This window comes from Pseudomonas sp. P7759 (assembly GCF_013386445.1).
Taxonomy (GTDB): Bacteria; Pseudomonadota; Gammaproteobacteria; order Pseudomonadales; family Pseudomonadaceae; genus Aquipseudomonas; species Aquipseudomonas azotoformans_A.
In genome coordinates, this window is record NZ_JACART010000053.1 from 26,194 (window position 1) to 46,396 (window position 20,203).

Here is a 20,203-nt window from a genome sequence, read left to right on the forward strand (position 1 = left end):
AAGGCAAACTTACTAAAGTACTTGCAGTGGTGGCGACGGCGCGAGGCTGGACGGCTCGCGCAGAAAGTCGATCAGTGCGCGCAGCTTGCGGCTCACGCGACGGCGATCGGAGTAATACAGGGTGAAGCCGGGCAAGGCCGGGCACCAGTCCTCGAACAGGCTGACCAGTTCACCACGGGCGATAAAGGGGTCGATGTGGCCACTGATCATGTAGCCGATGCCCAGGCCATCCAGCACGCTTTGCACCAGGGCCGACGAGTCGTTGACGATCATCCGCCCGCGCACCGGCAGTTGCAGGGTTTCCAGGCCCCTGGCGAAGTCCCAGCGCTCGACCACGCCGCTGGACGCACGAAACGTGATGCAGTTGTGCTGGAGCAATTCGCTGGGGTGCTGCGGTGTGTCGTGCCGGGCCAGGTAGGCCGGTGATGCGATCACACGCATGCGCAGAGCGGGGCCGACCTTGACCGCGACCATATCCTGCTCGACGAAATCGCCAAAACGGATACCGGCGTCATAGCCCAGGCGCACGATGTCCACCAGGGCATTTTCCATCGTCAGTTCGAGGTCAATCTGCGGGTGCGCCTGCAGAAATGCCGCGAGCACCGGTTGCAGCACGGTCATGTACGCGGCGCGCGGCACGTTGAGACGCAGCAAGCCTGAGGGTGAGCCGCTGCTGTCACCGACTTCCAGGGCCGCAGCCGCCAAGGCGCTGACCGCCGGTTGCACCTTGGCCAGGAAGCCCAGACCTGCTTCCGTGAGGCTGACACTGCGGGTGGTGCGATTGAACAACGCAACGCCCAGGCGCCGCTCCAGGTTGCGAATGACCTGGCTGACCGCCGACGGCGACACACCCAGGCGCACGGCGGCGGCCGAAAAGCTGGCATGTTCAGCGACGCAAACGAAGGTCACCAGCCCGTCGAGTTGATCCTGGCGCATAAAGGGTTCCGCAGAAAATGAACGGTATAGCACAAGCATTGTGAAGACAGGCTTCAAAGCCTGAACAGCATTAGAGGGCTAGTGCATTCAATCCAATGCTGTATCCATACCTAAAAGCTCTGCCATCAACACTTACTATATATTTTCAATCTGAAAACAGACTCGATAGCCTGACGGCTCACAATTCCAACAATAAATCGGGTATTCCTGTGAACTCATCCCCCCGCGCCCTAAAAAGCCTGCTGCACCTGGCGGTGGCTTTCGCCCTGTTCAACAGTGTTGGCGCCTACGCGGCCAACACCGGCGAGCTGCCCTGCACCACCACCGAACAATGCGCCGCTCAGGCCGCAAAAGTCGGCGCCACGCCGGACAGTGCGCAAACCGAGCGCAAAGCCAAAGGCGATCCCACCCAGACTCAATTCGCCTGGCTCAACCGCATCAACAAAGCCTCGATCGTGATGCTCACCGAAGAAGGCATTGTGAAACCCGAGATGGGCCAGAAGATCGCTGGCGGCGTGCGTTATGCGATTGCCCAGGCCGACCAGCCCGGCGGCACGCGCCCGAGCGATGTGCTGCAACTGGAAAAAATCATGACCGACAAGATCGGTCCCGAGGCCTCGCTGATCCATTCCGGCCGCAGTCGCCAGGACATGCTCGCCACTTACCGCCTGGCCGCCCTGCGCAGCCAGGTGCTGGCCTACAGCGAAGCCCTCAACGCCACGCGCCTGCGCCTGTTGAACATTGCCGACAAGAACGTCGACACCCTGGTGCCGGCCTACACCAACGGCGTGCAGGCCATGCCGATCAGCTATGCGCATTACCTGCTGGCCTTTGAGGCCGCGTTCGACCGAGACGGCCAACGCATCCGCGAGCTGTACACACGCCTGAACAAAAGCCCGATGGGCACCGCCGTGCTGGCCAACTCGGCCTACCCGCTGAACCGCGAGCGCTTGGCCGAGCTGCTGGGCTTTGATGGGGTGCGTGAGAATTCGTTGGATTCCAGCCAGGTGTCGACCTATGACATTCCGCTCGAGGCAGCCAACCTGGCGTCCTCATCGGCGATTCGCGTGGGCGCCATGATTGGCGACATCCACACCCAGTATCACCAGATCCGCCCGTGGCTGCTGCTGGATGAAGAAGCCACTTACACCAGCAGCGCCATGCCGCAAAAACGCAACCCAGGCCTGCTGATGCGTGCCCGCGAGACCGCCTCGGATGTGGTCGGCCTGGCCCAGGCGGTGACCTTGCGCGCGCACAACGTCACCACCGGCATGACCGACTACAAATTCGCGTTCGATTCCCTGGGCGTGTTCCGTTCCACCCAGGAAATGTTCGACAGCATGGATGCCGTGCTCGACGCGCTGCAGATCAACCCGCAGCGCGCATTGGAAGAACTGGAATCGGAATGGACCACCTCAATGGAGCTGGCCGACACCCTGGAGCGCCAGTTCAAGGTGCCGTTCCGGATTGGCCACAGCTTTGCCTCGCTGATCGTCACCGAAGCGCGCAGCAACGGCACCACGCCGAAAACCTTCCCCTACGCCGACGCGCAGAAGCTGTATCGCCAGGCGGCGGACAAATACAAGTGGACGCCCAATACCTTGCCGCTGGACGAGGCCGGCTTCCGTGCGGCGCTGTCGCCAACCACCATGGTGCAGACGCGCAAAGGCACGGGCGGGCCGCAGCCGCAGGAGGTCAAGCGCATGCTGGTGGAGGCGCGCAAGACGCTGGAAGGCGATCAGCAGTGGTTGAAAGAGCGGCGTGAGAAGCTCAAGGGCGCTGAAGAAAATCTCGATAAGGCGTTCGATAAGCTCAAGGGCTAACACCCGGTCCACAATGTTGCGGTTTGCTTTTGCTACTGTGGTGAGCGGGCTTGCCCGCTCACTACATAAAGCCAGTTCATGACAGCTCCCGTTGCAACACCCCACGATCAATCGATCGCTGCCACCCACAAATCGCCAGGCACGCCACGCAGTTGCCCAGCACATTGGTCAACGAGCGGCACTTCATCAAGCGTTCCACCCCCAGCAGCAGCCCCACCCCTTCCAGCGGCACCAGTTGCAGGATGTTCAAGGTCGCGATCAAGGTGAACAACGCCGAACCCGCCACGCTGGTAGAGCCCAGCGACGTCACCAGGCAGATCACCAGCACCGCGAGCAACTCCGGCAAGGCGATCTCGACCCCGGCCATATGGGCCAGGAACATGATCGCGGTGGTGAGGTACAGGTTGGTGCCGGCCAGGTTGAAGGTGTAGCCGGTGGTCAATACCAGGCGCACTAATTGCCGGTCGCAGCCCAGTGCTTCAAGTTTATTCACGCAGCCTGGAAGTGCGGCGACTGAAGAGCCGGTAAATGTCACCAGCAATAACTCTTCTTTTAAATACACGATCAATCGGGATAACTTCACCCCGACCAGACGCGTAATAGTGGCGAACACTAAAACCACAAACAGTGCACTGACCAGATAAATAACCACGACAAACTTCAGCAGGGGCAACACTGAACTCACGCCGTATTTACCCACCACGAAGGCCATCGCCCCAAACGCTGCCAACGGGGCAAACGTGAGAATAATCCGCAACACGTAGAACAGACCTTGCACCGCCGTTTCCAGCCAGCCCAGGCAGCGATTGCCGAGCGCACTGCCCCGCCCCAGCAGCAACCCGCAGACCATCGCAGCAAACATCACTTGCAAGACCAGGCTTTGGGTAAACACGCGGTACAACGTCGAGGAAGCCGACAGCAGCGACAGCTCATGCAGGAAGTTTTCCGGCAGTACGGGTGGCGTCGGCAACGCGCTGTGTTCCAGGTTGAACACCCAGCCGGTGGCCATTCCGAGCATCAGCGCAGCACAAGACATCAATTGGAAATACACAATGATCCGCCGCACGACATGGCGGTGATGCGGCTCGCGCTTGATACCCGCGACCCCGGTGGACACCAGCACAAACAACAGGAAGGGCATCAACCAGCCGACCATCTTGATAAAAGCGTCGCTGAGCACTTTCATCTCAATCGCCAGGTTCGGATAAACCAGGCCCAACATCATGCCAAGTATGATGGCAATCAGAATAGGCAGGGTTCCGTTCTTGGCGTATCGGGTCGGCATCGTTACTCCAGCCTGTTTTTATTTATTGTTATTGTCGCCCCTTGCCGCTTTGGGCATATTGGGCGCCACGGTCGCTGCCGGCCGCAAATAATAAAGTCTTGTCACGGGATATACCACCATGGAACTTCGCCATTTACGCTATTTCATCATGGTGGCTGAAGAGCGACATTTCACCCGTGCCGCCGCGCGCCTGAACATGCAGCAACCGCCCCTCAGCCAACAGATCCGCGCCCTCGAAACCGAACTGGGGTTCGACCTGTTCAAGCGCCACCCCAAGGGCGTCGACCTCACCGCCGGCGGCCTGGTGTTCCTCGATGAAGCGCGGATCATCCTCGCCCGTGTCGAACAGGGTTCGCTCAAAGCCTCCCGCGCCGCCCAGGGTATCGAAGGCACGTTGGTGATCGGTTTCACCAGCTCCGCCGCCGCCCATCCGCTGATCCCTCGGATCATCCGCGCCTACCGCGAGCGCTACCCCGGCGTGGAGTTGTCGATCAACGAAGGCAGCGCCCGCGAAGTGACCGAAGACAGTGTCGAAAAACGCATCGACATCGGCATCCTGCGCGCGCCGGTCAGTACGCACCAGAGCCTGACGTTCCATCGCCTGCTCAATGAAGAAATGCTGCTGACCTTGCCCATCGGCCACCCGCTGCTGAACACCCCCGCCAGCGCCATCCCCCTCGCGGCCCTCAAGGATGAACGCTTCATCCTGGTACGTCGCCCTGGCGCACCGGGGATGTACGCGAACCTGATCAAGGCCTGCCAGAACGCCGGTTTCGAACCGAAAATCGCCTTTGAAGTGGAACGCATGCTCACCAACGTCAGCCTGGTAGCCGCCGGCGAAGGCATCTCGGTGGTCCCGGCGTCGATGCGCGATGTGCACCGCGAAAGCGTGGTGTATTGCCGGATCAAAGACGCACGGCCCAAGCTGCTGGCGCCGATCACGCTGGTGCGACGCACGTTCAATCCGTCGGCGCCGTTGCAGAATTTCATTGGGTTGGCGCGGGAGTTGGGTGGGGTGTATCGCAAGGGATCAGGCCACCTGGCCTTGGCTGCGTCATCAGGTGAAAACTCTCGCTGAGCAAGTCGACCGTTGCGCGAATACTGTCGGTTTGACGTGGTACCGCGAACAATCCGTAATTGACGCTCAAGGCCTGACTGCCGCTGGGGCCCAGCGAGATCACACGCATGGTGTCCGGGCGAATATTTTCTGCCGGCAGTAATGCGACGCCCAGGCCGCTTTCCACGGCAGCCATGATCACGCCGATATTCGGGCTGGTGACGGTCACGCGAAAATCGCGGCCGGCGGCCAACAACGCGTCGAACATCAGGCGCCGCCACGCGCAGGGTTCGGCATACACGATCACATCCAACGCCGACGTCGGGTCGATCTCATCATCGATCCCACACACCCAATACAGCGGCATGTTCCAGGTATGCACGGGGTCGGCGGCAAATACCGAGCTCACGCCGACGGCCACGTCGAGCAAACCATCGTGCCAGCGTTCAGCGAGGGCATCGCCGTGGTCCACGGTGATGTCCAGGTGCACGTGGGGGCTGGCACGGCGTAAACGGCCCAGGGCAGCCGGCAACGCTGAGACGGCGATGTCTTCCGACAGGCCGACGCGCACCGTGCCCATCACCGTACGTTCCTTCAAGCGTGTCGCCACCGTTTCGCCGAGTGCCAGAATGCGTGTGGCATAGCTGAGCAACAATTCGCCCTCAGTGGTCGGCACTACGCCACGCCCAGTGCGACGCAGCAGGCGTTGACCGAGCAACTCCTCCAGCCGGCGAATCTGCGCACTCAGCGCCGATTGCGCCCTGCCCGCCTGTTGCGCAGCGCCACTGAGGCTGCCGTGATGACACACCGCAACAAAAGTACGCAGCAAATAGGGTTCAAACGCGTCGGATATCATGTTTGGCATAACTCTGAATCAACTGCTATCAGCCTACCGTGATAGCCACCGTATGACTACGCTGCTCAGCCTGTTCAATCAGTGAGTAGACACATCATGGATAACACCCGGAACCCACGCATCGTATTGGCCGCTCGTCCCGATGGCCGACCGAAGACCAGCGATTTCCGCCTCGAATACGCACCCATCCCAGAGCCGGTCGATGGACAGGTGCTGCTGGAAAACCTTTACCTGTCTCTCGACCCCTACATGCGTTGGCGCATGAGTGCCGCCAAATCGTATGCCGAGCCGGTGGGCATCGGTGAAGTGATGGTCGGTGGCACCGTGGCGCGTATCAAACACTCACGTCATGCCGATTGGCACGAAGGCGATTTCGTCTTGGCCTACGCCGGCTGGCAGCGCTTCGCGTTGTCTGATGGGCAAGACCTGCGCCGCCTGGACCCAGGCATCGCACCGCTGACCACCGCCCTCGGCGTGCTGGGCATGCCGGGGTTCACGGCCTATGCCGGCCTGCTCAATATCGGCAAGCCCAAGCCCGGCGACACGGTCGTCGTCGCAGCGGCGAGCGGTGCAGTCGGCTCAGTGGTCGGCCAGATCGCTCGCCTGCACGGTGCACGCGCCGTGGGCATTGCCGGTGGAGTGGACAAGTGCACATTCGTGAAGGACGAACTGGGCTTTGATGCAGTCATTGACCACCGCGCCCCGGACTTTGCCGAACAGCTGGCCAAGGCGTGCCCCAAGGGTATCGACGTGTACTTTGAAAACGTTGCCGGGCCGGTCTGGGACGCCGTGCGACCGCTACTCAATGATTTTGCACGGATACCCGTGTGCGGTCTGATCGCCCATTACAACGATGGCGCCCTTCAAGAAGCAACGATCGACCGATTGCCCGCAACAATGCATGACATCCTCGCCAAGAGCCTGACCGTGCGCGGATTTATCCAGACCGAATTTGTCGATCAGCAACAGGACACATTCTTGAAAGAAGCTGCGCAGTGGATCGCTGAAGGCAAACTCAAATGGCGCGAGGATGTTGTCGACGGACTGGCCCAGGCACCCGAGGCGTTTATCGGGCTGCTGGAAGGGCGCAATTTCGGCAAGTTGATCGTGCGCCTCAATCCACAATAAACAGCTTCGCGCCAATACTCGTCGATGAGCGATGGCCTTCCATGTCATTGCCCACCTGATAACTCATTCCGGCCGTCAGGGTGAACTGACGGCCGTCTTCCAATTCAGTGTGCAACTCGCCTTCAAGACACAACAGAATGTGCCCTCTCCAGCACCAGTGATCCGCCTGGTAGCCGGGGGTATATTCGACCATGCGCACGCGGGTGGTGCCGAAGTGGCAGGTGCGCCATAACGCCTTGCCGATAACGCCCGGATGAATCACGGGTTCGACAGTGGACCAGTCGGTAGTGCCAAAGGGGACGGCAGTGAGTTCCATGATGAGCTCGAAGGTTGGTTAGCGAGGCTTGAGGCTATTCATCTGAAGCAACGGGCGATAGGCACAGATCAAACGCTTTTTTGGGATACAGGTATCCTGCTCGCAATGCTCCCCTGGATTCGCTTATGCACATCGACCCCGCGTACATCCTTCACGAAACCGAACACTGGCTGCTCAACCACCACCTGGCCTCAGCATTGCCCGGCTACCTGATGTTGGGCGCCAAGGCGCCGATCCACTCCCTGGCCGACATGCCGGAAGCGGCGCTCGCCGAATTAGGTGGGTTGCTGGCGAAGACTCAGCGGGTGATGGAAGCGCAGCTGAAACCGAAATGGCTGTACATCAGCCGTTACGGGCACATGCCGGGGTTCCCGCTGCATTTTCATTTCATCCCGGTGTACGACTGGGTGGAGGAAGCGTTTTGGCGGGACGAGCGCTATCGGGTGCTGCAAGGTTTTGCCAAACAGGGACTGGCGCAAACATTGACCGATGGCGCTGAGTTGACGTTGTTTGTATGGCGTGAGTTTGGCGAGAGTCCCACGCCACCGCTCATCCAGGGAGACACGGTGCATCACGTGATTGAGCGGTTGCGCGCGGCCTTTGCGGGTCAGTAGCGCGCGCTGTCAAAACACCCAGGGTCCTCATCCAGGTATTTCTTCATTCGCCGCCACAAGGTGGTGGTGCTGATCTGCAAGCGTTTGGCCGCTTCTTCGCGGTTGCCGCGCACGCTGGTGAGCACTTCGTGCAGCAGCGCCTTTTCGCTCCTGATGGGTGCGCCCTGCGCAACCGGCACGTCCGCAGAAAGATCCTCCAGCACGTCCTCCAGCCACGGCTGTGCAAACGGCCGGCCTTGGCTCATCACCGCCAACCGTTCGACGATATTGCCCAGTTGCCGGATATTGCCCGGCCAGGGGTAACCACTCAGGCGCGCCAGCAATGCTTGCGACGGCTCGGCGGTGTCCATCGGCAGGCTACGCAGCTGGTGGCGTACCAGCTCGGGGATGTCGGCGCGACGTTCACGCAGCGCCGGCAGGTGCAATTTAAGCACGCAGATACGGTAAAAAAAGTCCTCGCGAAACAGCCCTTGGACCATCAATTTCGGCAGGCTTTTGTTGCTCGCGGTGATGATGCGGATATCCACCGGCGTGACCTTATCGTCACCGATACGCACCACTTTGCGCTCCTGCAACGCGCGCAGCAGCTTGACCTGGATATCGGTGGAGGTTTCGTTGATTTCATCGAGAAAGAGTGTGCCGGTGTGTGCCAGTTCGAACACGCCTGCCTTGCCTTCGTTGAGCGCGCCGGTGAAGGCGCCTTTGACGTAGCCGAACAGTTCACTCTCCAGCACGCCGGGGGCAAACGCCGCGCAGTTGATTGCCACGAACGGCCCGTGTTTGCGGCGCGAAGCGTTGTGGATGCTCTGGGCGAACAACTCTTTGCCGGTGCCGGTTTCGCCTTCGATCATCACTGTGCTGTCCACCGCTGCGTAGGTCAGGGCCAGGCGCTTGGCCTTGGCCAGCGCCGGGCTGCTACCGATAATGTCGTCGAAGTTTTTTTCGGCCAGGTGCTGGCGGGCCAACTGGCGACGCATCTTGCGTTCAATGGCGGTGATTTCGGTCTGGTTTTGCAGGGTGGCGACTGCGCCGATCACCAGGTTGTCCAAGGTGATCGGTGCGATGCTCAGGGTCAGTGACAACCTTCCCAAGGTGATCAGCGCCCCCCGTACCGGGCGCCCATGGTTGAGCACCTGGCTGAAGTAGTCCTGGGTCAGCAGGCCGTCGATGCTGTCGCCGATTGCCAGGCTGCCCAGGTACGCAGTGGCCACGCTGTTCATATTGGTGACCGTGCGCTGGCTGTCGACACTGAAGATGCCTTCGGACACACAGTTGAGGATCGACTGGATCATCTCGTAGCGGCTTTGCAGCTCGACGCGTTTGAGCCGCCGTTCTTCCTCGACCTGCAAGAGATGGAGGGCTTCGTCGATGGCCTCATCGGCGGCATCCGCATCGGCTTCGGACATGATGTAGTGCATGCCGCGCGCGATCACCGCCTGACGCAATGAAAGCCCGCCAATCGCCACTTCAATGCCCTCGGCGAGCAAACGGTCCAGCTGCGTTTCTGTAGTTTGATGGCTGCCCAGCGGGTCGATCCGGCAGATCGCGACCTCCGGCATGAAGGGCCGGGCTTTTTCCAGGATGGTCGCGTAGCCCTCGGACGTTGCCAGAAAGGCGATCCTGGCCGAGACCTGCTGCGCCCGGTGATAAGCGTTGATGCAGTCGAAAAACGTGTGCTTGACCTCGACGATGGGCACTCGCAACTGTTCGCGCAACACGCTGGCGGTACGCCCACGGCTGATGATCACGCTGACGCCGCTTGCGATCAGCTCGCGGGCCTTGAGTACCGCGTCGTGCTGCGCCGCTTCGACCACCCCCAGCGACAACCCGCGCTGGCCGAGAATGCCGCGCATTACGGCGGTCAGGGTACTGGAGGGGGAAATGACGGCGATGGTGCCTTGCATGGCGGGGCTCGATTAGCGCGGACGAGGATTGCAGATTATTTCAGCCTGCATTTATTTGAAAGACCCTGAAATAAACCAAACCCTCTCAAGGCCCGACGCTTAATTTCAACTTATTGTTTTTAATGACAATTAAAACCATGGCACAGCCCTTGCTCTTCCTTCATCAATAACAAAGACAATGAAGGAAACACTGCATGGATATCGTCTTCATCGGGTTTGGCGAAGCCGCCTACCACCTCTGCGCCGGCCTGCGCACCACGGGCGATCTACAGATAGGTGCGTTCGACGCCAACGTCAGCCCGGCCCTGCAGCAACGCGCCGACCAGCAGCACGTCACCCTCTTCGACTCCCTGGAAAACGCCTGCCGTGACGCGCGCTTCGTGGTGTGCCTGACCAGCGCCAGCAGCGCATTGGGCATCGCGCGCAAAGTCCTGCCGCTGTTGGTGGCAGGGCAAACCTACGTCGATATGAACTCCGCCGCGCCTACCGTCAAACAGGCTATCGACCAGCTGCCGCGCCCTGCCGGCGTAGGCTTTTGCGACAGCGCCGTGATGGGCACCGTCCCCGGCAATAACCACCGCGTGCCGATGCTGCTGGCCGGCAGCGGTGCTGCTGCGTTTGCCGAAGCCTTCACGCCACGCGGCATGCAATTGACCGTGCTGGAAGCTGAAGCCGGTGCCGCCTCCGCCATCAAAATGCTCAAGAGCGTGGTCATGAAAGGCCTGCCGCAATTGCTGCTGGAAGCCTTCCAGGCCGGCGAGAAATTCGGCGTGCTGGACACGCTGGTCGCGTCCCTCGGCGACTCGTTGAACGGCAAGACCGTCGAGCAACTGGCCAATACCTTCACCGCCCGCACGCTGATCCACGCCAAGCGCCGCAGTGCGGAAATGGACGATGCGGTCACTACCCTCGAAGCCGCTGGCGTGGACGCCACCATGACCCGTGCGACCCAAGGCCAGCTGGATAAATTGGCCGCCACCGACTGGGCCAGCCTGCTCGGCCCCGATGGCAGCGATATGGATTTTCGCACCGCCATCGCCCATCTGACTGCCCACGTCTGAGAACCTGCCATGAACACTGAACAGTACTTCCCCCTGCCCGATTTGATCCCGAACGATTTGCTGGAGCGCTTCCGCCAACTCAGCCCCGCACAACTGTGCGACGGCATGCAAAGCCTCGGCATCCCGCGCAACGGCTGCATGGACGCTGACCTTATGCCGCTGGATGAACGCAAAGTGATGCTCGGGACCGCCTACACCGTCGACACCGAAGACGGCGACAACTTCCCGATCCACGTGGCCGTGTACCAGGGCCAGCCGGGCTACGTGCTGGTGGTGGCCGGCAAGGCCTACCCCGGCCGCGCCTACATCGGCGACCTGATGGCCGGCGCCGCCCAGGCCGTGGGTTTGGCCGGCATGGTCATCGACGGCTGTGTGCGCGACAAGGTGCCGTTGGCACAACTGGACATCCCGATCTACGCCAAGGGCTTCATGCAACGCAGCCCCGGCAAGCAAGGCCCCGGCAAGATCAACGCCAGCGTGACCTGTGCCGGTGTGGAAGTTGCACCGGGAGACCTGGTGTTCGGCGATTACGATGGCGTCACCGTGGTCCCCCGCGCGCGGCTGCTGGAAGTGCTGGAGGCCTCCGAGAAAAAAAGTGCGTATGAAAACCAGCGCCGCGAGGTGATCGACGAATACACTCGCTGCCGAGACAGCGGCCTGCCTCTTCCCCCACTGGCCCCGGCGTGGGTCACCCAACTGCTGGAAGGCCAGTAACGCCCAAGGCTGCATCCGGGGTGCCTGGCACCCCAACCCGCTGCGCTCACTATAAAAATAATATTGTGGAGACGTTCAGATGCTGACAGTTCTGGGCTATGTGTTGATCACGTCATTTCTGTTGCTGGTCATCAAGCAAAAACTCTCGCCGTTCACCGGCCTGATCGTGGTATCGCTGGCCGTTGGAGTACTGGTGTGCCTGTTCAATGGCGTGCCGATGGGCACCATCATGACCTGGGTGCGCGAGGGCCTGTTCTACTCGCAGAACGAGGCCGGCAAGGTCTCCCTCGGCACGGTCAACCCCACGGTGATGATCCTGTTTGCCGTGCTGTATTTCAGCCTGATGATGAACGTCGGGTTGTTCGATCCGCTGTGCACCTTCCTGATCCGCAAGGCCAACGGCGACCCGCTGAAAATCATCCTGGTCACAGCCTTTACCTCGGCCGTGGTCACCCTGGACGGCGACGGCACCACCACCATCTTGATCATCACCACCGCGTTCCTGCCGCTGTACAAACAAATGGGCATGAAGCTGTCGAACCTGGCGATGCTGATCATCCTGCCGTGCGGCCTGGGCAACTGCTTGCCGTGGGGCGGCCCACTGGCACGCGCGGCGGCGGTGCTGAACGTGGAGGTCAACACGTTGTTCGTGGCGATCCTGCCGATCCTCGGCGTGTCGTTCCTCTACGTGTTTTTCATGGCCTACCTGATGGGCATCAAGGAGCGCAAACGCCTGGGCTTTGTGAAGGGTGAAAAAGGCATCGTGACGCCCGAGCAAATCCTGCAGATGGTCAATGTGATCAAGGACCACGACAAAGAGCTTAAGCGCCCGCGTCTTTTCCTGTTCAACCTCGCGTTGACCCTGGGCATGCTGGTTATCCTCATTGCCGGTTGGGCCAGCGGTGCCGTGGTGTTCATGCTGGGCACCGCGATTGCGCTGACCGTCAACTACAGCGCCGTGGAACAACGCGAACGCATCACCGCCAACGGTGGCGACGCCGTGGCCGTGGCCTCGATCATCCTGGCGGCCGGGTGTTTCCTGGGCATCTTCAACGGCAGCGGCATGGCCGGCGCCGTGGCCGAACACATGGCCAGCCTGATCCCGGACTCCATGGGCAGCCACACCGCCCTGATCTTCGCCTTCCTCGGCGCCCTCGCCTGCTACGCCTTGCCGGTGGACGCCTACTACTTCGGCATCCTGCCGGTGGTGGCGCCCATTGCCTACAAGTTCGGCATCAGCCCGACCGAGATCGGCGTGGCGTCGTTCATGGGTCAGGCACTGCGGTATGCCAGCCCGACGGTGGCGTGGTTGTTCCTGTTGATGAACCGTACGGAGATGACGTTCGGGGAGTACCAGAAGGAATTCTTCAAGTGGTCGATCCCGATGTTTTTCATCTTTTTGATCACGGCGATTGTGACGGGGGAGTTGCCGGTGGGGTAAACCCAATCCTGTAGTGAGCGGGCTTGTCCCGCTCACTACAATGACCTCAGTGTGCCATTAGCACACTTGTGCTAATCGACCCTTCTCCCTTGCAGCGCTATATTCCCCGGCACTTCCAGCGCTCTCCCGGCACCGTGCATCCCTTGCGCGTGGGCGCGTTGTGCGCTGGAAAAACCATAACAACCCCAAGGAAGAAGCACCATGAAACTGCAATCCTCCGTTACCCGTCTCACCCTGCTGGGCGCCTTGATCATTGGCGTGGCCGGCTGCAGCAACATCAAGCCTACTGAAGACCATCTCAAGACGCTGTCGGAAACCAACCTGGGCGAGCCGGTCAAGCGTATCTCCAACGTGCGCAGCGACTCGATGACCACCTACTACGTGGCCAGCGCGGCATCCGGCGAGTACAACTGCTCGGTGCCCAGCGGTGCCAGCGGCGGCATGTTTGCCGTGGCCAGCTTCGGCATGATGAAACCTGCCGCCTACTGCCAGCCCAAAGGTGCACGCGGCAACCCACTCCAGGGCTTTACCCAGTAACCGCCTCCTGACTCAGTTCCCGCAGAACACCGCGCAGTTCCGCGGGGCGCACAGGCTTGGAGAGAATGGCGATCTGGCGGTCGTGCAACGCGGCCTGGATTTTCTCCACATCGTGCCCGGTGAGGATCAGCGCCGGGACCGCCCAGCCGCGTTGTTCGCGCAGGGCGTCGATGCATTCGATGCCGGTGGCGTGGTTACCCAGGTCGTAGTCGGCGACGATGATGTCGCAGTCACTGACCAGATCACGCCCCGAAGACTCCGCCTGCACCTCGCACCCCCAGCGCTCCAGCAGCGCCTGGGTGGCGAGCAGCACGTTGTGGTCATCTTCGACCAGGCACACCTTCAAACCGGTGAGCAACCCGGCCTGGCGCGTGTCGTCGCGCGGTGCTGTTGCACGCGGCGCGGTGGCCAGGGTGAGGCCATACAGGCTCACGGAAGTGCCACGGCCCACCCGTGAGCGCAGGCTCACGTGCACGCCCATCAACTGCCCCAGGCGCTTGACGATGGACAGCCCGAGGCCCACGCCTTCGACGTCTTTGTCACGCAGGTGGCGTACCCGATAAAACTCCTCGAAGACCTTTGACAGATGCTCCTCGGCAATCCCCCGCCCCCGGTCATGAATCTCCACCGCCAAGCCGCCGTCGCGGATGCGCACGCCGATCAGCACCGGACGCTGCGCGCCATACTTAAAGCAATTGGACAGCACGTTCTGCACCATGGTCGCCAACAGCGCCGGGTCAACCAACACCCAGTGCGCACACGGCCGCAGGCGCAGTTCCACGCCCGCCCAACGTGCGGCCTCGGCGTTCTGCCGCACCAGGTCGGCAAGGAACTCGCCCAGGTGCACCGCCTGGTATTTGGGCAGCAGACGGCCGTTATCGAGGGTGTAGAGGTCGAGAATCGAGCGGAACAGTTGCGACACGTTCAGCAGCGACCGGTCGATGTTGTCCACCAGCCGCCGCTCTTCATCGCCCAGGCGCGCTTCGCGCAGGCACGCGGTGAACAGGCCGATGGAGTGGATCGGCTGGCGCAGATCGTGGCTGGCCTGGGCGAGGAAACGGGACTTTTCAAGATTGGCGGCGATGGCTTGCTCGGACGCCTTGCGCGTGCGCTCCAGCAGGATATGCGCGTACACCGGGATCACCGTGCTGGTGATCATCAGCATCAACACCATGAAAGGTTGCGCCTGCCACACCGGCGTGAGGCGGTACACGATCAACAGCGCGAGCAACGCCAACGCCGTGGCAATCGCCAGGTATCGCGAGCCGTAGCGCATGCCATTGCCGAGGTTGACCCACACCATCACCGCATACAACGGCAGTGCTGCTTCGCCACCGACTACCATGCCGAACGAGGTGCCGGTGTAGTCGTGAAGCATCCCGAAAATCCGCCGTGCCGGGTAGTGTCCGGGCCATCGGGCGATAACTTGGCGCAACACAATGGAGGCCAGCAGGAACAGGAAGATATACAGGATCACCGGCAGGTAAGTGTCCACCGACTGTCCCGGCAGAAAGCCCAACACGCTGATGTAAACGATAGCGATGGAGGCAACCACAATGCGCAGGTTGGCCTGGTCGAGTTCGGAGTTGGTCTCAAGACTCATGGGGTTACGTCCTTGTGGGGCAATCAACAAATCCAACTTGCGTCACAGGCAGGCCTCGGACGTGGTGGTAAGGTAGCATGCAACCGCACAGCCTTGCCCCAGGAAGGAGCACCCACATGACCGGTCGCATCATCATCGCCGACGACCATCCAATGTTTCGCGAAGCCATGCTGCGCACCGTACAGCGCTTGCTGCCGGACGCCGTGGTGCAGGAAGCGGGCGACCTGGACGGGGTACTCGCGCTGATCCGCGAAGGCCGCGAGGTCGACACCCTGATCCTCGACCTGCGCTTCCCTGGCCTGACCTGCATGAGCCAACTGGTCGACCTGCGCCAGCAACTGCGGCGCACCACGTTGATCGTGGTGTCGATGGTGGATGACCCGGCGTTGATCGATCAGGTAATGGCCTTGGGCGCAGACGGCTTCATCGGCAAGAACATCGCCCCCGACGAGATCGGCCAGGCGCTGCTGGCCATCCGCGAAGGCGAAGTACTGGTCAAATTCGCCCCCTCCGGCCTGCTGCCACTGGACACCCACACCCTCACCGCCCGCCAGCAGGACGTGCTGCGCCTGATCGCCCAGGGTAAGACCAACAAGGAAATCGCCAAGGCCCTGGATATCTCGCCGTTTACCGTGCGTATCCATGTGTCGTCGCTGCTGCGCACGCTGGATGTACCGTCGCGTGCGGCGGCGGCGGTGAAGTATTCCGGGGAGTTCTAGGCGTTCTCATTACCGGCGCGGGTGAAGGAATAGCGGTCAATGTCGGTGCGCAGCTTCCAGCCTTGGCCTTGCCAATAATCAGCGGCGCTGATGTTGGTCTTGAACACATCGAGGTGGCATTTGTGAATGCCCAGTTGCACCAGCGCGTCGAGGCAGCGTTGCGTCAGGGCCTGTGCGATACCTTGGCGACGATACTCCGGCAGCACCAACGCATGTTGCAGATAGCCGCGACGCCCGTCATGGCCGCACATCACACAAGCGATCAGTCGTCCTGCGGCTTCAGCGACAAAACTCAAGCCAGGGTTGCGTGCCAGGTAGCGCTCGGTAGCCTCGCGGGAGTCGGCGTTGCGCAGGGAGATGCCGGGGGTATTTTGCATGAGCGCGAGGACGGCGTCGTAGTCGGCTGGGGTCATCACACGAAGGTTGAACATGGGCTGTGCCTGAGGTGAAGGGCCGATCAGATTGGCACACTTTTGTGACGCGCCCCAGCGCTCTGCATCCGATATTTATGCTCACTTCCCAGCTTAATAATATTTTATTTATAGCCCCCCTCCCCCTAGCCTTGAAGTCATGCAAACGCTGAATCCAACTGCATTACGCAAGGACAGAGACATGACTGAAGCAATAACAAAAACAGACACGCTGGTGGTGGGCGCCGGCCAAGCTGGCGTGGCCATGAGCGAGCATTTGAGCAAGCAAGGTGTGCCCCACCTGGTGCTGGAGCGCAGCCGTATTGCCGAGCGCTGGCGTACCGGGCGCTGGGATTCGCTGGTGGCCAATGGGCCGGCCTGGCATGACCGCTTTCCGGGGTTGGAATTCGACACGGTCGCTGCGGATGGGTTTGCGCCGAAAGAGCGTGTGGCGGATTACTTCGAAGCCTATGCCCGCAAGTTCAACGCGCCGATCCGTACCGGCGTGGAGGTGCTGTCTGTGGTGCGTAATGTCGGTCGCCCAGGCTTTACCGTGCAGACCAGCGAAGGCGTGATCGAGGCCAACCGTGTGGTTGCTGCCACCGGGCCGTTCCAGAAACCGGTGATTCCGGCCATCGCGCCGAAAGGCACTGCGTTGCACCAGATCCACTCCGCCGACTACCGCAACCCCGCACAACTGCCGGCCGGCGCCGTGCTGGTGGTGGGCGCGGGCTCCTCTGGCGTGCAGATCGCCGATGAATTGCAGCGCGCCGGGCGCCAGGTGTACCTCTCGGTCGGCGCCCATGATCGCCCGCCTCGCGCCTATCGCAACCGCGACTTCTGCTGGTGGCTGGGGGTGCTGGGGGAGTGGGACCAGGCGGCCATGAAACCCGGCCGCGAGCACGTGACCATCGCAGTCAGCGGTGCACACGGCGGCAAGACCATCGACTTCCGTGAGCTGGCCCAGCAAGGCATGACCCTGGTCGGCCTCACGCAAGCGTTCGATGGCAGCGTCGCCCGCTTCCAACCAAACCTGGTGGAAAACCTGGCACGCGGCGATGAAAACTACCTGGCCCTGTTGGATGCGGCCGACGCCTATATCGAGCGCAACGGCGTTGACCTGCCGCTGGAGCCCGAGGCCCGTCGTGTGTTCCCCGATGCGGACTGCATCAAAAATCCGATCCTGGAACTGGACCTGGCCCAGGCCGGCGTCACCTCGATCATCTGGGCCACCGGGTTTGCGGTGGACTACAGCTGGTTGAAGGTCGCCGCCTTCGACGAAGCCGGCAAGCCCCAGCACCAGCGTGGCGTGTCCAGTGAAGCCGGGATCTACTTCCTCGGCTTGCCGTGGCAATCGCGCCGGGGTTCGTCGTTTATCTGGGGCGTCTGGCATGACGCCAAGTATGTGGCCGACCACATCGCGATCCAGCGTCAATACCTTGAATACCACGAAGCCGCCCCGGCGGTTCGTCCCTCGCCTGTCAGTGCCTGATCCCTTTATTGCCGGAGTTTTTCTGATGCCTACTCACACTCGCATCCGCATGTTCAACACCAAGGAAACCTACCCTAACCAGAGCCTGGACAACGACCTGTGCCAGGCCGTGCGCGCCGGCAACACCGTGTACGTGCGCGGCCAGGTGGGCACGGATTTCGAGGGCAATCTGATCGGCCTTGGCGATCCGCGCGCCCAAGCCGAGCAAGCCATGAAAAACGTCAAGCAGCTGCTGGAAGAGGCCGGCAGCGACCTGTCGCACATCGTCAAGACCACCACCTACCTGATCGACCCGCGCTACCGCGAACCCGTGTACCAGGAAGTCGGCAAATGGCTAAAGGACGTGTTCCCGATTTCCACCGGGCTGGTGGTGTCGGCCCTCGGCCAGCCACAGTGGCTGATGGAAATCGATGTGATCGCCGTTATTCCCGAGTAAGGAGCCGTACATGACTTTTTCAATCGTCGGCCGTTGCGCCGAAACCGGCCAGCTGGGCGTTGCCATCAGCTCATCGAGCATTGCCGTGGGTGCCCGTTGCCCATGGCTGCGGCCCGGTGTGGGCGCGGTGTCGACCCAGAACATCACACTCCCGGCCCTGGGCCCGGACGTGCTGGACCTGCTGGAACAAGGCCTCGCCCCTGCCGACGCGATCGACAAGGCCCTGACGCGCAACGGCTACAGCCAGTACCGGCAACTGACGGCGATTGATCACCTGGGCCGTAGCGTGCATTTCAGCGGCAGCGAAACCCTCGGCACCCATAACGCCGTGTCGGGCGAACAGTGTGTGGCGGCGGGCAACATGCTCGCCGACCGCGCGGTGATCGAAGCGATGGTCACGGCCTTTGAGCAAGGCGAAGGCCAGTTGGCCGATCGCCTGCTGGCGGCGATGCACGCCGCCATCGCCGCCGGTGGCGAAGCCGGCCCGGTGCACTCCGCCGCGCTGGTGGTGGTGGGCGAACTGACCTGGCCGATCATCAACCTGCGCGTGGATTGGGCTGACGAACAGCCGATCCTTGAACTGCAAAAGCTCTGGGATGCCTATCGCCCGCAAGTGCAGGACTACATCGACCGCGCCCTCGCCCCGGACCGTTCCCCCGGCTACGGCGTGGCCGGAGACGAACGATGAGCACCAGCCGCGAACTGCTGCAGACGCTGGTGGGGTTCGATACCACCAGCCGCGAATCCAACCTGCACCTGATCGAGTTTGTACGCGATTACCTGGCCGGTTTCGGGGTATCCAGCGAGTTGGTCTACAACGAAGAGCGCAGCAAGGCCAACCTGTTTGCCAGCGTCGGCCCGGTTGAGTTGCCGGGGATCGTGCTGTCGGGGCACACCGATGTGGTGCCGGTGGACGGCCAGCCCTGGACCGTACCGCCGTTCGAGCTGACCGAACGCGACGGCAAGCTGTTCGGCCGCGGCACCGCCGACATGAAGGGTTATATCGCCTGCGTGTTGGCAATGGTGCCGGCGTTGGTCGCGGCGCCGTTGCGGATGCCGGTGCACATCGCCCTGTCCTATGACGAGGAAGTCGGTTGCCTGGGTGTGCGTTCGTTGCTCAAAGTGCTTGAAGAACGGCCAGTGAAACCGATGCTGTGCATCATCGGCGAACCGACCGAACTCAAGCCGGTGCTCGGCCACAAGGGCAAGTTGGCCATGCGCTGCGATGTGCATGGCGAGGCGTGCCACTCGGCCTACGCACCGTATGGGGTGAATGCGATTGAGCAGGCTGCCGAGCTGATTGGCGAGTTGGGAAGGATCGGCCAGCGTCTGCGGGAGACCCAGGATGCGCGGTTTGATCCGCCGTTCAGCACGGTGCAAACCGGCGTGATCAGCGGTGGCAAGGCCCTGAATATCGTACCGGCGGATTGTCGGTTTGATTTTGAGGTGCGTGCGTTGCCGTCGCAGGACCCGGCCAAGGTCGCGGATGAACTGAAGGCCTACGCCGAGCAGCAGGTGTTGCCGCGCATGCAGGCGGTAAGTGCGCAGAGTGCGATTCGCTTTACCGAGCTGTCGGCCTACCCAGGTTTGGTCACCGATGAGCGCAGCCAGGCGGCAGAATTGATCGCGGCGTTTTCCGGTTCACGGGAGTTCGGAACAGTGGCGTTTGGCACTGAAGGTGGGTTGTTTGACGCGGTGGGTATCCCCACGGTGGTGTGCGGCCCGGGGAGCATGGACCAGGGGCATAAGCCGGATGAGTTTGTGAAGATGGAACAACTGGTCAGGTGTGATGCAATGTTGGAGCGGATGTTGGCGTCGATTCGCGCCTGAGCCTGCGAAGCGGCCCCCAATGGATTTGGGGCCGCTACGGC

20 protein-coding genes are annotated in these 20,203 nt (G+C 61.6%); 13 read left to right on the forward strand and 7 right to left on the reverse strand.

Annotated elements, in window-relative coordinates; genetic code table 11:
- Positions 1-12: 12 nt before the first annotated feature.
- Positions 13-936: a LysR family transcriptional regulator gene (locus tag HX823_RS27685; protein WP_038844270.1), complete on the reverse strand. Its 924-nt coding sequence runs from the start codon at positions 934-936 to the stop codon at positions 13-15.
- Positions 937-1,145: 209 nt separating this feature from the next.
- Here HX823_RS27685 and HX823_RS27690 point away from each other — a divergent pair, with 209 nt between their 5' ends.
- Positions 1,146-2,759 carry an argininosuccinate lyase gene (locus tag HX823_RS27690; RefSeq protein ID WP_038844272.1) on the forward strand — a complete coding sequence of 538 codons (1,614 nt, stop codon included), beginning with the start codon at positions 1,146-1,148 and terminating at the stop codon, positions 2,757-2,759.
- Between the two features lie 76 nt (positions 2,760-2,835).
- On the opposite strand, the gene HX823_RS27695 is transcribed toward HX823_RS27690, so the two are convergent.
- On the reverse strand, positions 2,836-4,044 hold the full coding sequence (locus HX823_RS27695) for a cation:dicarboxylate symporter family transporter (protein WP_038851578.1): 1,209 nt from the start codon (positions 4,042-4,044) through the stop codon (positions 2,836-2,838).
- Between the two features lie 118 nt (positions 4,045-4,162).
- Here HX823_RS27695 and HX823_RS27700 point away from each other — a divergent pair, with 118 nt between their 5' ends.
- Positions 4,163-5,122, forward strand: coding sequence for a LysR substrate-binding domain-containing protein (locus tag HX823_RS27700; protein ID WP_177053797.1), 960 nt, complete (start codon positions 4,163-4,165; stop codon positions 5,120-5,122).
- On the opposite strand, the gene HX823_RS27705 is transcribed toward HX823_RS27700, so the two are convergent.
- Positions 5,031-5,966 (reverse strand): LysR family transcriptional regulator, encoded by a 936-nt coding sequence (locus HX823_RS27705; protein WP_177077750.1) that lies wholly within the window; start codon positions 5,964-5,966, stop codon positions 5,031-5,033. The two genes, HX823_RS27700 and HX823_RS27705, sit on opposite strands and share 92 nt — an antisense overlap.
- Before the next feature lie 87 nt (positions 5,967-6,053).
- Between HX823_RS27705 and HX823_RS27710 the strand changes: the two genes are divergently transcribed.
- Positions 6,054-7,085: an NADP-dependent oxidoreductase gene (locus HX823_RS27710; protein ID WP_177077752.1), complete on the forward strand. Its 1,032-nt coding sequence runs from the start codon at positions 6,054-6,056 to the stop codon at positions 7,083-7,085.
- On the opposite strand, the gene HX823_RS27715 is transcribed toward HX823_RS27710, so the two are convergent.
- On the reverse strand, positions 7,072-7,401 hold the full coding sequence (locus HX823_RS27715) for a DHCW motif cupin fold protein (RefSeq protein ID WP_177077754.1): 330 nt from the start codon (positions 7,399-7,401) through the stop codon (positions 7,072-7,074). The genes HX823_RS27710 and HX823_RS27715 overlap by 14 nt on opposite strands.
- A gap of 125 nt (positions 7,402-7,526) precedes the next feature.
- On the opposite strand from HX823_RS27715, the gene HX823_RS27720 reads away from it, so the two are divergent.
- Positions 7,527-8,015 carry an HIT family protein gene (locus HX823_RS27720; RefSeq protein ID WP_177077756.1) on the forward strand — a complete coding sequence of 163 codons (489 nt, stop codon included), beginning with the start codon at positions 7,527-7,529 and terminating at the stop codon, positions 8,013-8,015.
- Here HX823_RS27720 and HX823_RS27725 read toward each other — a convergent pair.
- Entirely contained in the window at positions 8,009-9,919 is a 1,911-nt protein-coding gene (locus HX823_RS27725; RefSeq protein ID WP_177077758.1) for a sigma 54-interacting transcriptional regulator, read from the reverse strand. The two genes, HX823_RS27720 and HX823_RS27725, sit on opposite strands and share 7 nt — an antisense overlap.
- 194 nt (positions 9,920-10,113) lie before the next feature.
- Here HX823_RS27725 and HX823_RS27730 point away from each other — a divergent pair, with 194 nt between their 5' ends.
- From HX823_RS27730 to HX823_RS27745, 4 genes are all read left to right on the forward strand, one after another.
- Positions 10,114-10,980: a DUF1932 domain-containing protein gene (locus HX823_RS27730; RefSeq protein ID WP_177077760.1), complete on the forward strand. Its 867-nt coding sequence runs from the start codon at positions 10,114-10,116 to the stop codon at positions 10,978-10,980.
- Positions 10,981-10,989: 9 nt separating this feature from the next.
- Complete coding sequence (locus HX823_RS27735) at positions 10,990-11,694, forward strand: S-adenosylmethionine--2-demethylmenaquinone methyltransferase (RefSeq protein ID WP_033896662.1); 705 nt, start codon at positions 10,990-10,992, stop codon at positions 11,692-11,694.
- Between the two features lie 79 nt (positions 11,695-11,773).
- Positions 11,774-13,135 (forward strand): CitMHS family transporter, encoded by a 1,362-nt coding sequence (locus tag HX823_RS27740; protein ID WP_038851570.1) that lies wholly within the window; start codon positions 11,774-11,776, stop codon positions 13,133-13,135.
- 201 nt (positions 13,136-13,336) lie between these two features.
- Positions 13,337-13,672, forward strand: coding sequence for a hypothetical protein (locus tag HX823_RS27745; RefSeq protein ID WP_033896666.1), 336 nt, complete (start codon positions 13,337-13,339; stop codon positions 13,670-13,672).
- Here HX823_RS27745 and HX823_RS27750 read toward each other — a convergent pair.
- Complete coding sequence (locus HX823_RS27750) at positions 13,662-15,275, reverse strand: hybrid sensor histidine kinase/response regulator (protein WP_177077762.1); 1,614 nt, start codon at positions 15,273-15,275, stop codon at positions 13,662-13,664. The two genes, HX823_RS27745 and HX823_RS27750, sit on opposite strands and share 11 nt — an antisense overlap.
- A 116-nt stretch (positions 15,276-15,391) precedes the next feature.
- Between HX823_RS27750 and HX823_RS27755 the strand changes: the two genes are divergently transcribed.
- The gene (locus HX823_RS27755) at positions 15,392-15,994 is read left to right on the forward strand and encodes a response regulator transcription factor (RefSeq protein ID WP_177077764.1); all 603 of its coding nucleotides are present in this window, start codon (positions 15,392-15,394) and stop codon (positions 15,992-15,994) included.
- On the opposite strand, the gene HX823_RS27760 is transcribed toward HX823_RS27755, so the two are convergent.
- Positions 15,991-16,425 (reverse strand): GNAT family N-acetyltransferase, encoded by a 435-nt coding sequence (locus HX823_RS27760; protein WP_177077766.1) that lies wholly within the window; start codon positions 16,423-16,425, stop codon positions 15,991-15,993. The two genes, HX823_RS27755 and HX823_RS27760, sit on opposite strands and share 4 nt — an antisense overlap.
- A gap of 139 nt (positions 16,426-16,564) precedes the next feature.
- Between HX823_RS27760 and HX823_RS27765 the strand changes: the two genes are divergently transcribed.
- From HX823_RS27765 to argE, 4 genes are read left to right on the forward strand one after another with little or no spacing between them, the layout of a single operon-like run.
- Positions 16,565-17,896: a flavin-containing monooxygenase gene (locus tag HX823_RS27765; RefSeq protein WP_371317986.1), complete on the forward strand. Its 1,332-nt coding sequence runs from the start codon at positions 16,565-16,567 to the stop codon at positions 17,894-17,896.
- Positions 17,897-17,921: 25 nt separating this feature from the next.
- Positions 17,922-18,332: a RidA family protein gene (locus HX823_RS27770; protein WP_068934259.1), complete on the forward strand. Its 411-nt coding sequence runs from the start codon at positions 17,922-17,924 to the stop codon at positions 18,330-18,332.
- A gap of 10 nt (positions 18,333-18,342) precedes the next feature.
- Positions 18,343-19,020, forward strand: a complete 678-nt coding sequence (locus HX823_RS27775) for a DUF1028 domain-containing protein (protein ID WP_177077770.1) — start codon at positions 18,343-18,345, stop codon at positions 19,018-19,020.
- The gene (gene argE / locus HX823_RS27780) at positions 19,017-20,162 is read left to right on the forward strand and encodes an acetylornithine deacetylase (RefSeq protein WP_177077772.1); all 1,146 of its coding nucleotides are present in this window, start codon (positions 19,017-19,019) and stop codon (positions 20,160-20,162) included. Before HX823_RS27775 ends, argE begins: the two co-directional genes overlap by 4 nt.
- Positions 20,163-20,203: the final 41 nt, after the last annotated feature.

Bases quoted from the DNA above. Each gene is read 5' to 3' on its own strand.
- HX823_RS27685 (WP_038844270.1), bottom strand. From the start codon at position 936: ATGCGCCAGGATCAACTCGACGGGCTGGTGACCTTCGTTTGCGTCGCT.
- HX823_RS27695 (WP_038851578.1), bottom strand. From the start codon at position 4,044: ATGCCGACCCGATACGCCAAGAACGGAACCCTGCCTATTCTGATTGCC.
- HX823_RS27700 (WP_177053797.1), top strand. From the start codon at position 4,163: ATGGAACTTCGCCATTTACGCTATTTCATCATGGTGGCTGAAGAGCGA.
- HX823_RS27705 (WP_177077750.1), bottom strand. From the start codon at position 5,966: ATGCCAAACATGATATCCGACGCGTTTGAACCCTATTTGCTGCGTACT.
- HX823_RS27710 (WP_177077752.1), top strand. From the start codon at position 6,054: ATGGATAACACCCGGAACCCACGCATCGTATTGGCCGCTCGTCCCGAT.
- HX823_RS27715 (WP_177077754.1), bottom strand. From the start codon at position 7,401: ATGGAACTCACTGCCGTCCCCTTTGGCACTACCGACTGGTCCACTGTC.
- HX823_RS27720 (WP_177077756.1), top strand. From the start codon at position 7,527: ATGCACATCGACCCCGCGTACATCCTTCACGAAACCGAACACTGGCTG.
- HX823_RS27725 (WP_177077758.1), bottom strand. From the start codon at position 9,919: ATGCAAGGCACCATCGCCGTCATTTCCCCCTCCAGTACCCTGACCGCC.
- HX823_RS27730 (WP_177077760.1), top strand. From the start codon at position 10,114: ATGGATATCGTCTTCATCGGGTTTGGCGAAGCCGCCTACCACCTCTGC.
- HX823_RS27735 (WP_033896662.1), top strand. From the start codon at position 10,990: ATGAACACTGAACAGTACTTCCCCCTGCCCGATTTGATCCCGAACGAT.
- HX823_RS27740 (WP_038851570.1), top strand. From the start codon at position 11,774: ATGCTGACAGTTCTGGGCTATGTGTTGATCACGTCATTTCTGTTGCTG.
- HX823_RS27745 (WP_033896666.1), top strand. From the start codon at position 13,337: ATGAAACTGCAATCCTCCGTTACCCGTCTCACCCTGCTGGGCGCCTTG.
- HX823_RS27750 (WP_177077762.1), bottom strand. From the start codon at position 15,275: ATGAGTCTTGAGACCAACTCCGAACTCGACCAGGCCAACCTGCGCATT.
- HX823_RS27755 (WP_177077764.1), top strand. From the start codon at position 15,392: ATGACCGGTCGCATCATCATCGCCGACGACCATCCAATGTTTCGCGAA.
- HX823_RS27760 (WP_177077766.1), bottom strand. From the start codon at position 16,425: ATGTTCAACCTTCGTGTGATGACCCCAGCCGACTACGACGCCGTCCTC.
- HX823_RS27765 (WP_371317986.1), top strand. From the start codon at position 16,565: ATGCAAACGCTGAATCCAACTGCATTACGCAAGGACAGAGACATGACT.
- HX823_RS27770 (WP_068934259.1), top strand. From the start codon at position 17,922: ATGCCTACTCACACTCGCATCCGCATGTTCAACACCAAGGAAACCTAC.
- HX823_RS27775 (WP_177077770.1), top strand. From the start codon at position 18,343: ATGACTTTTTCAATCGTCGGCCGTTGCGCCGAAACCGGCCAGCTGGGC.
- argE (WP_177077772.1), top strand. From the start codon at position 19,017: ATGAGCACCAGCCGCGAACTGCTGCAGACGCTGGTGGGGTTCGATACC.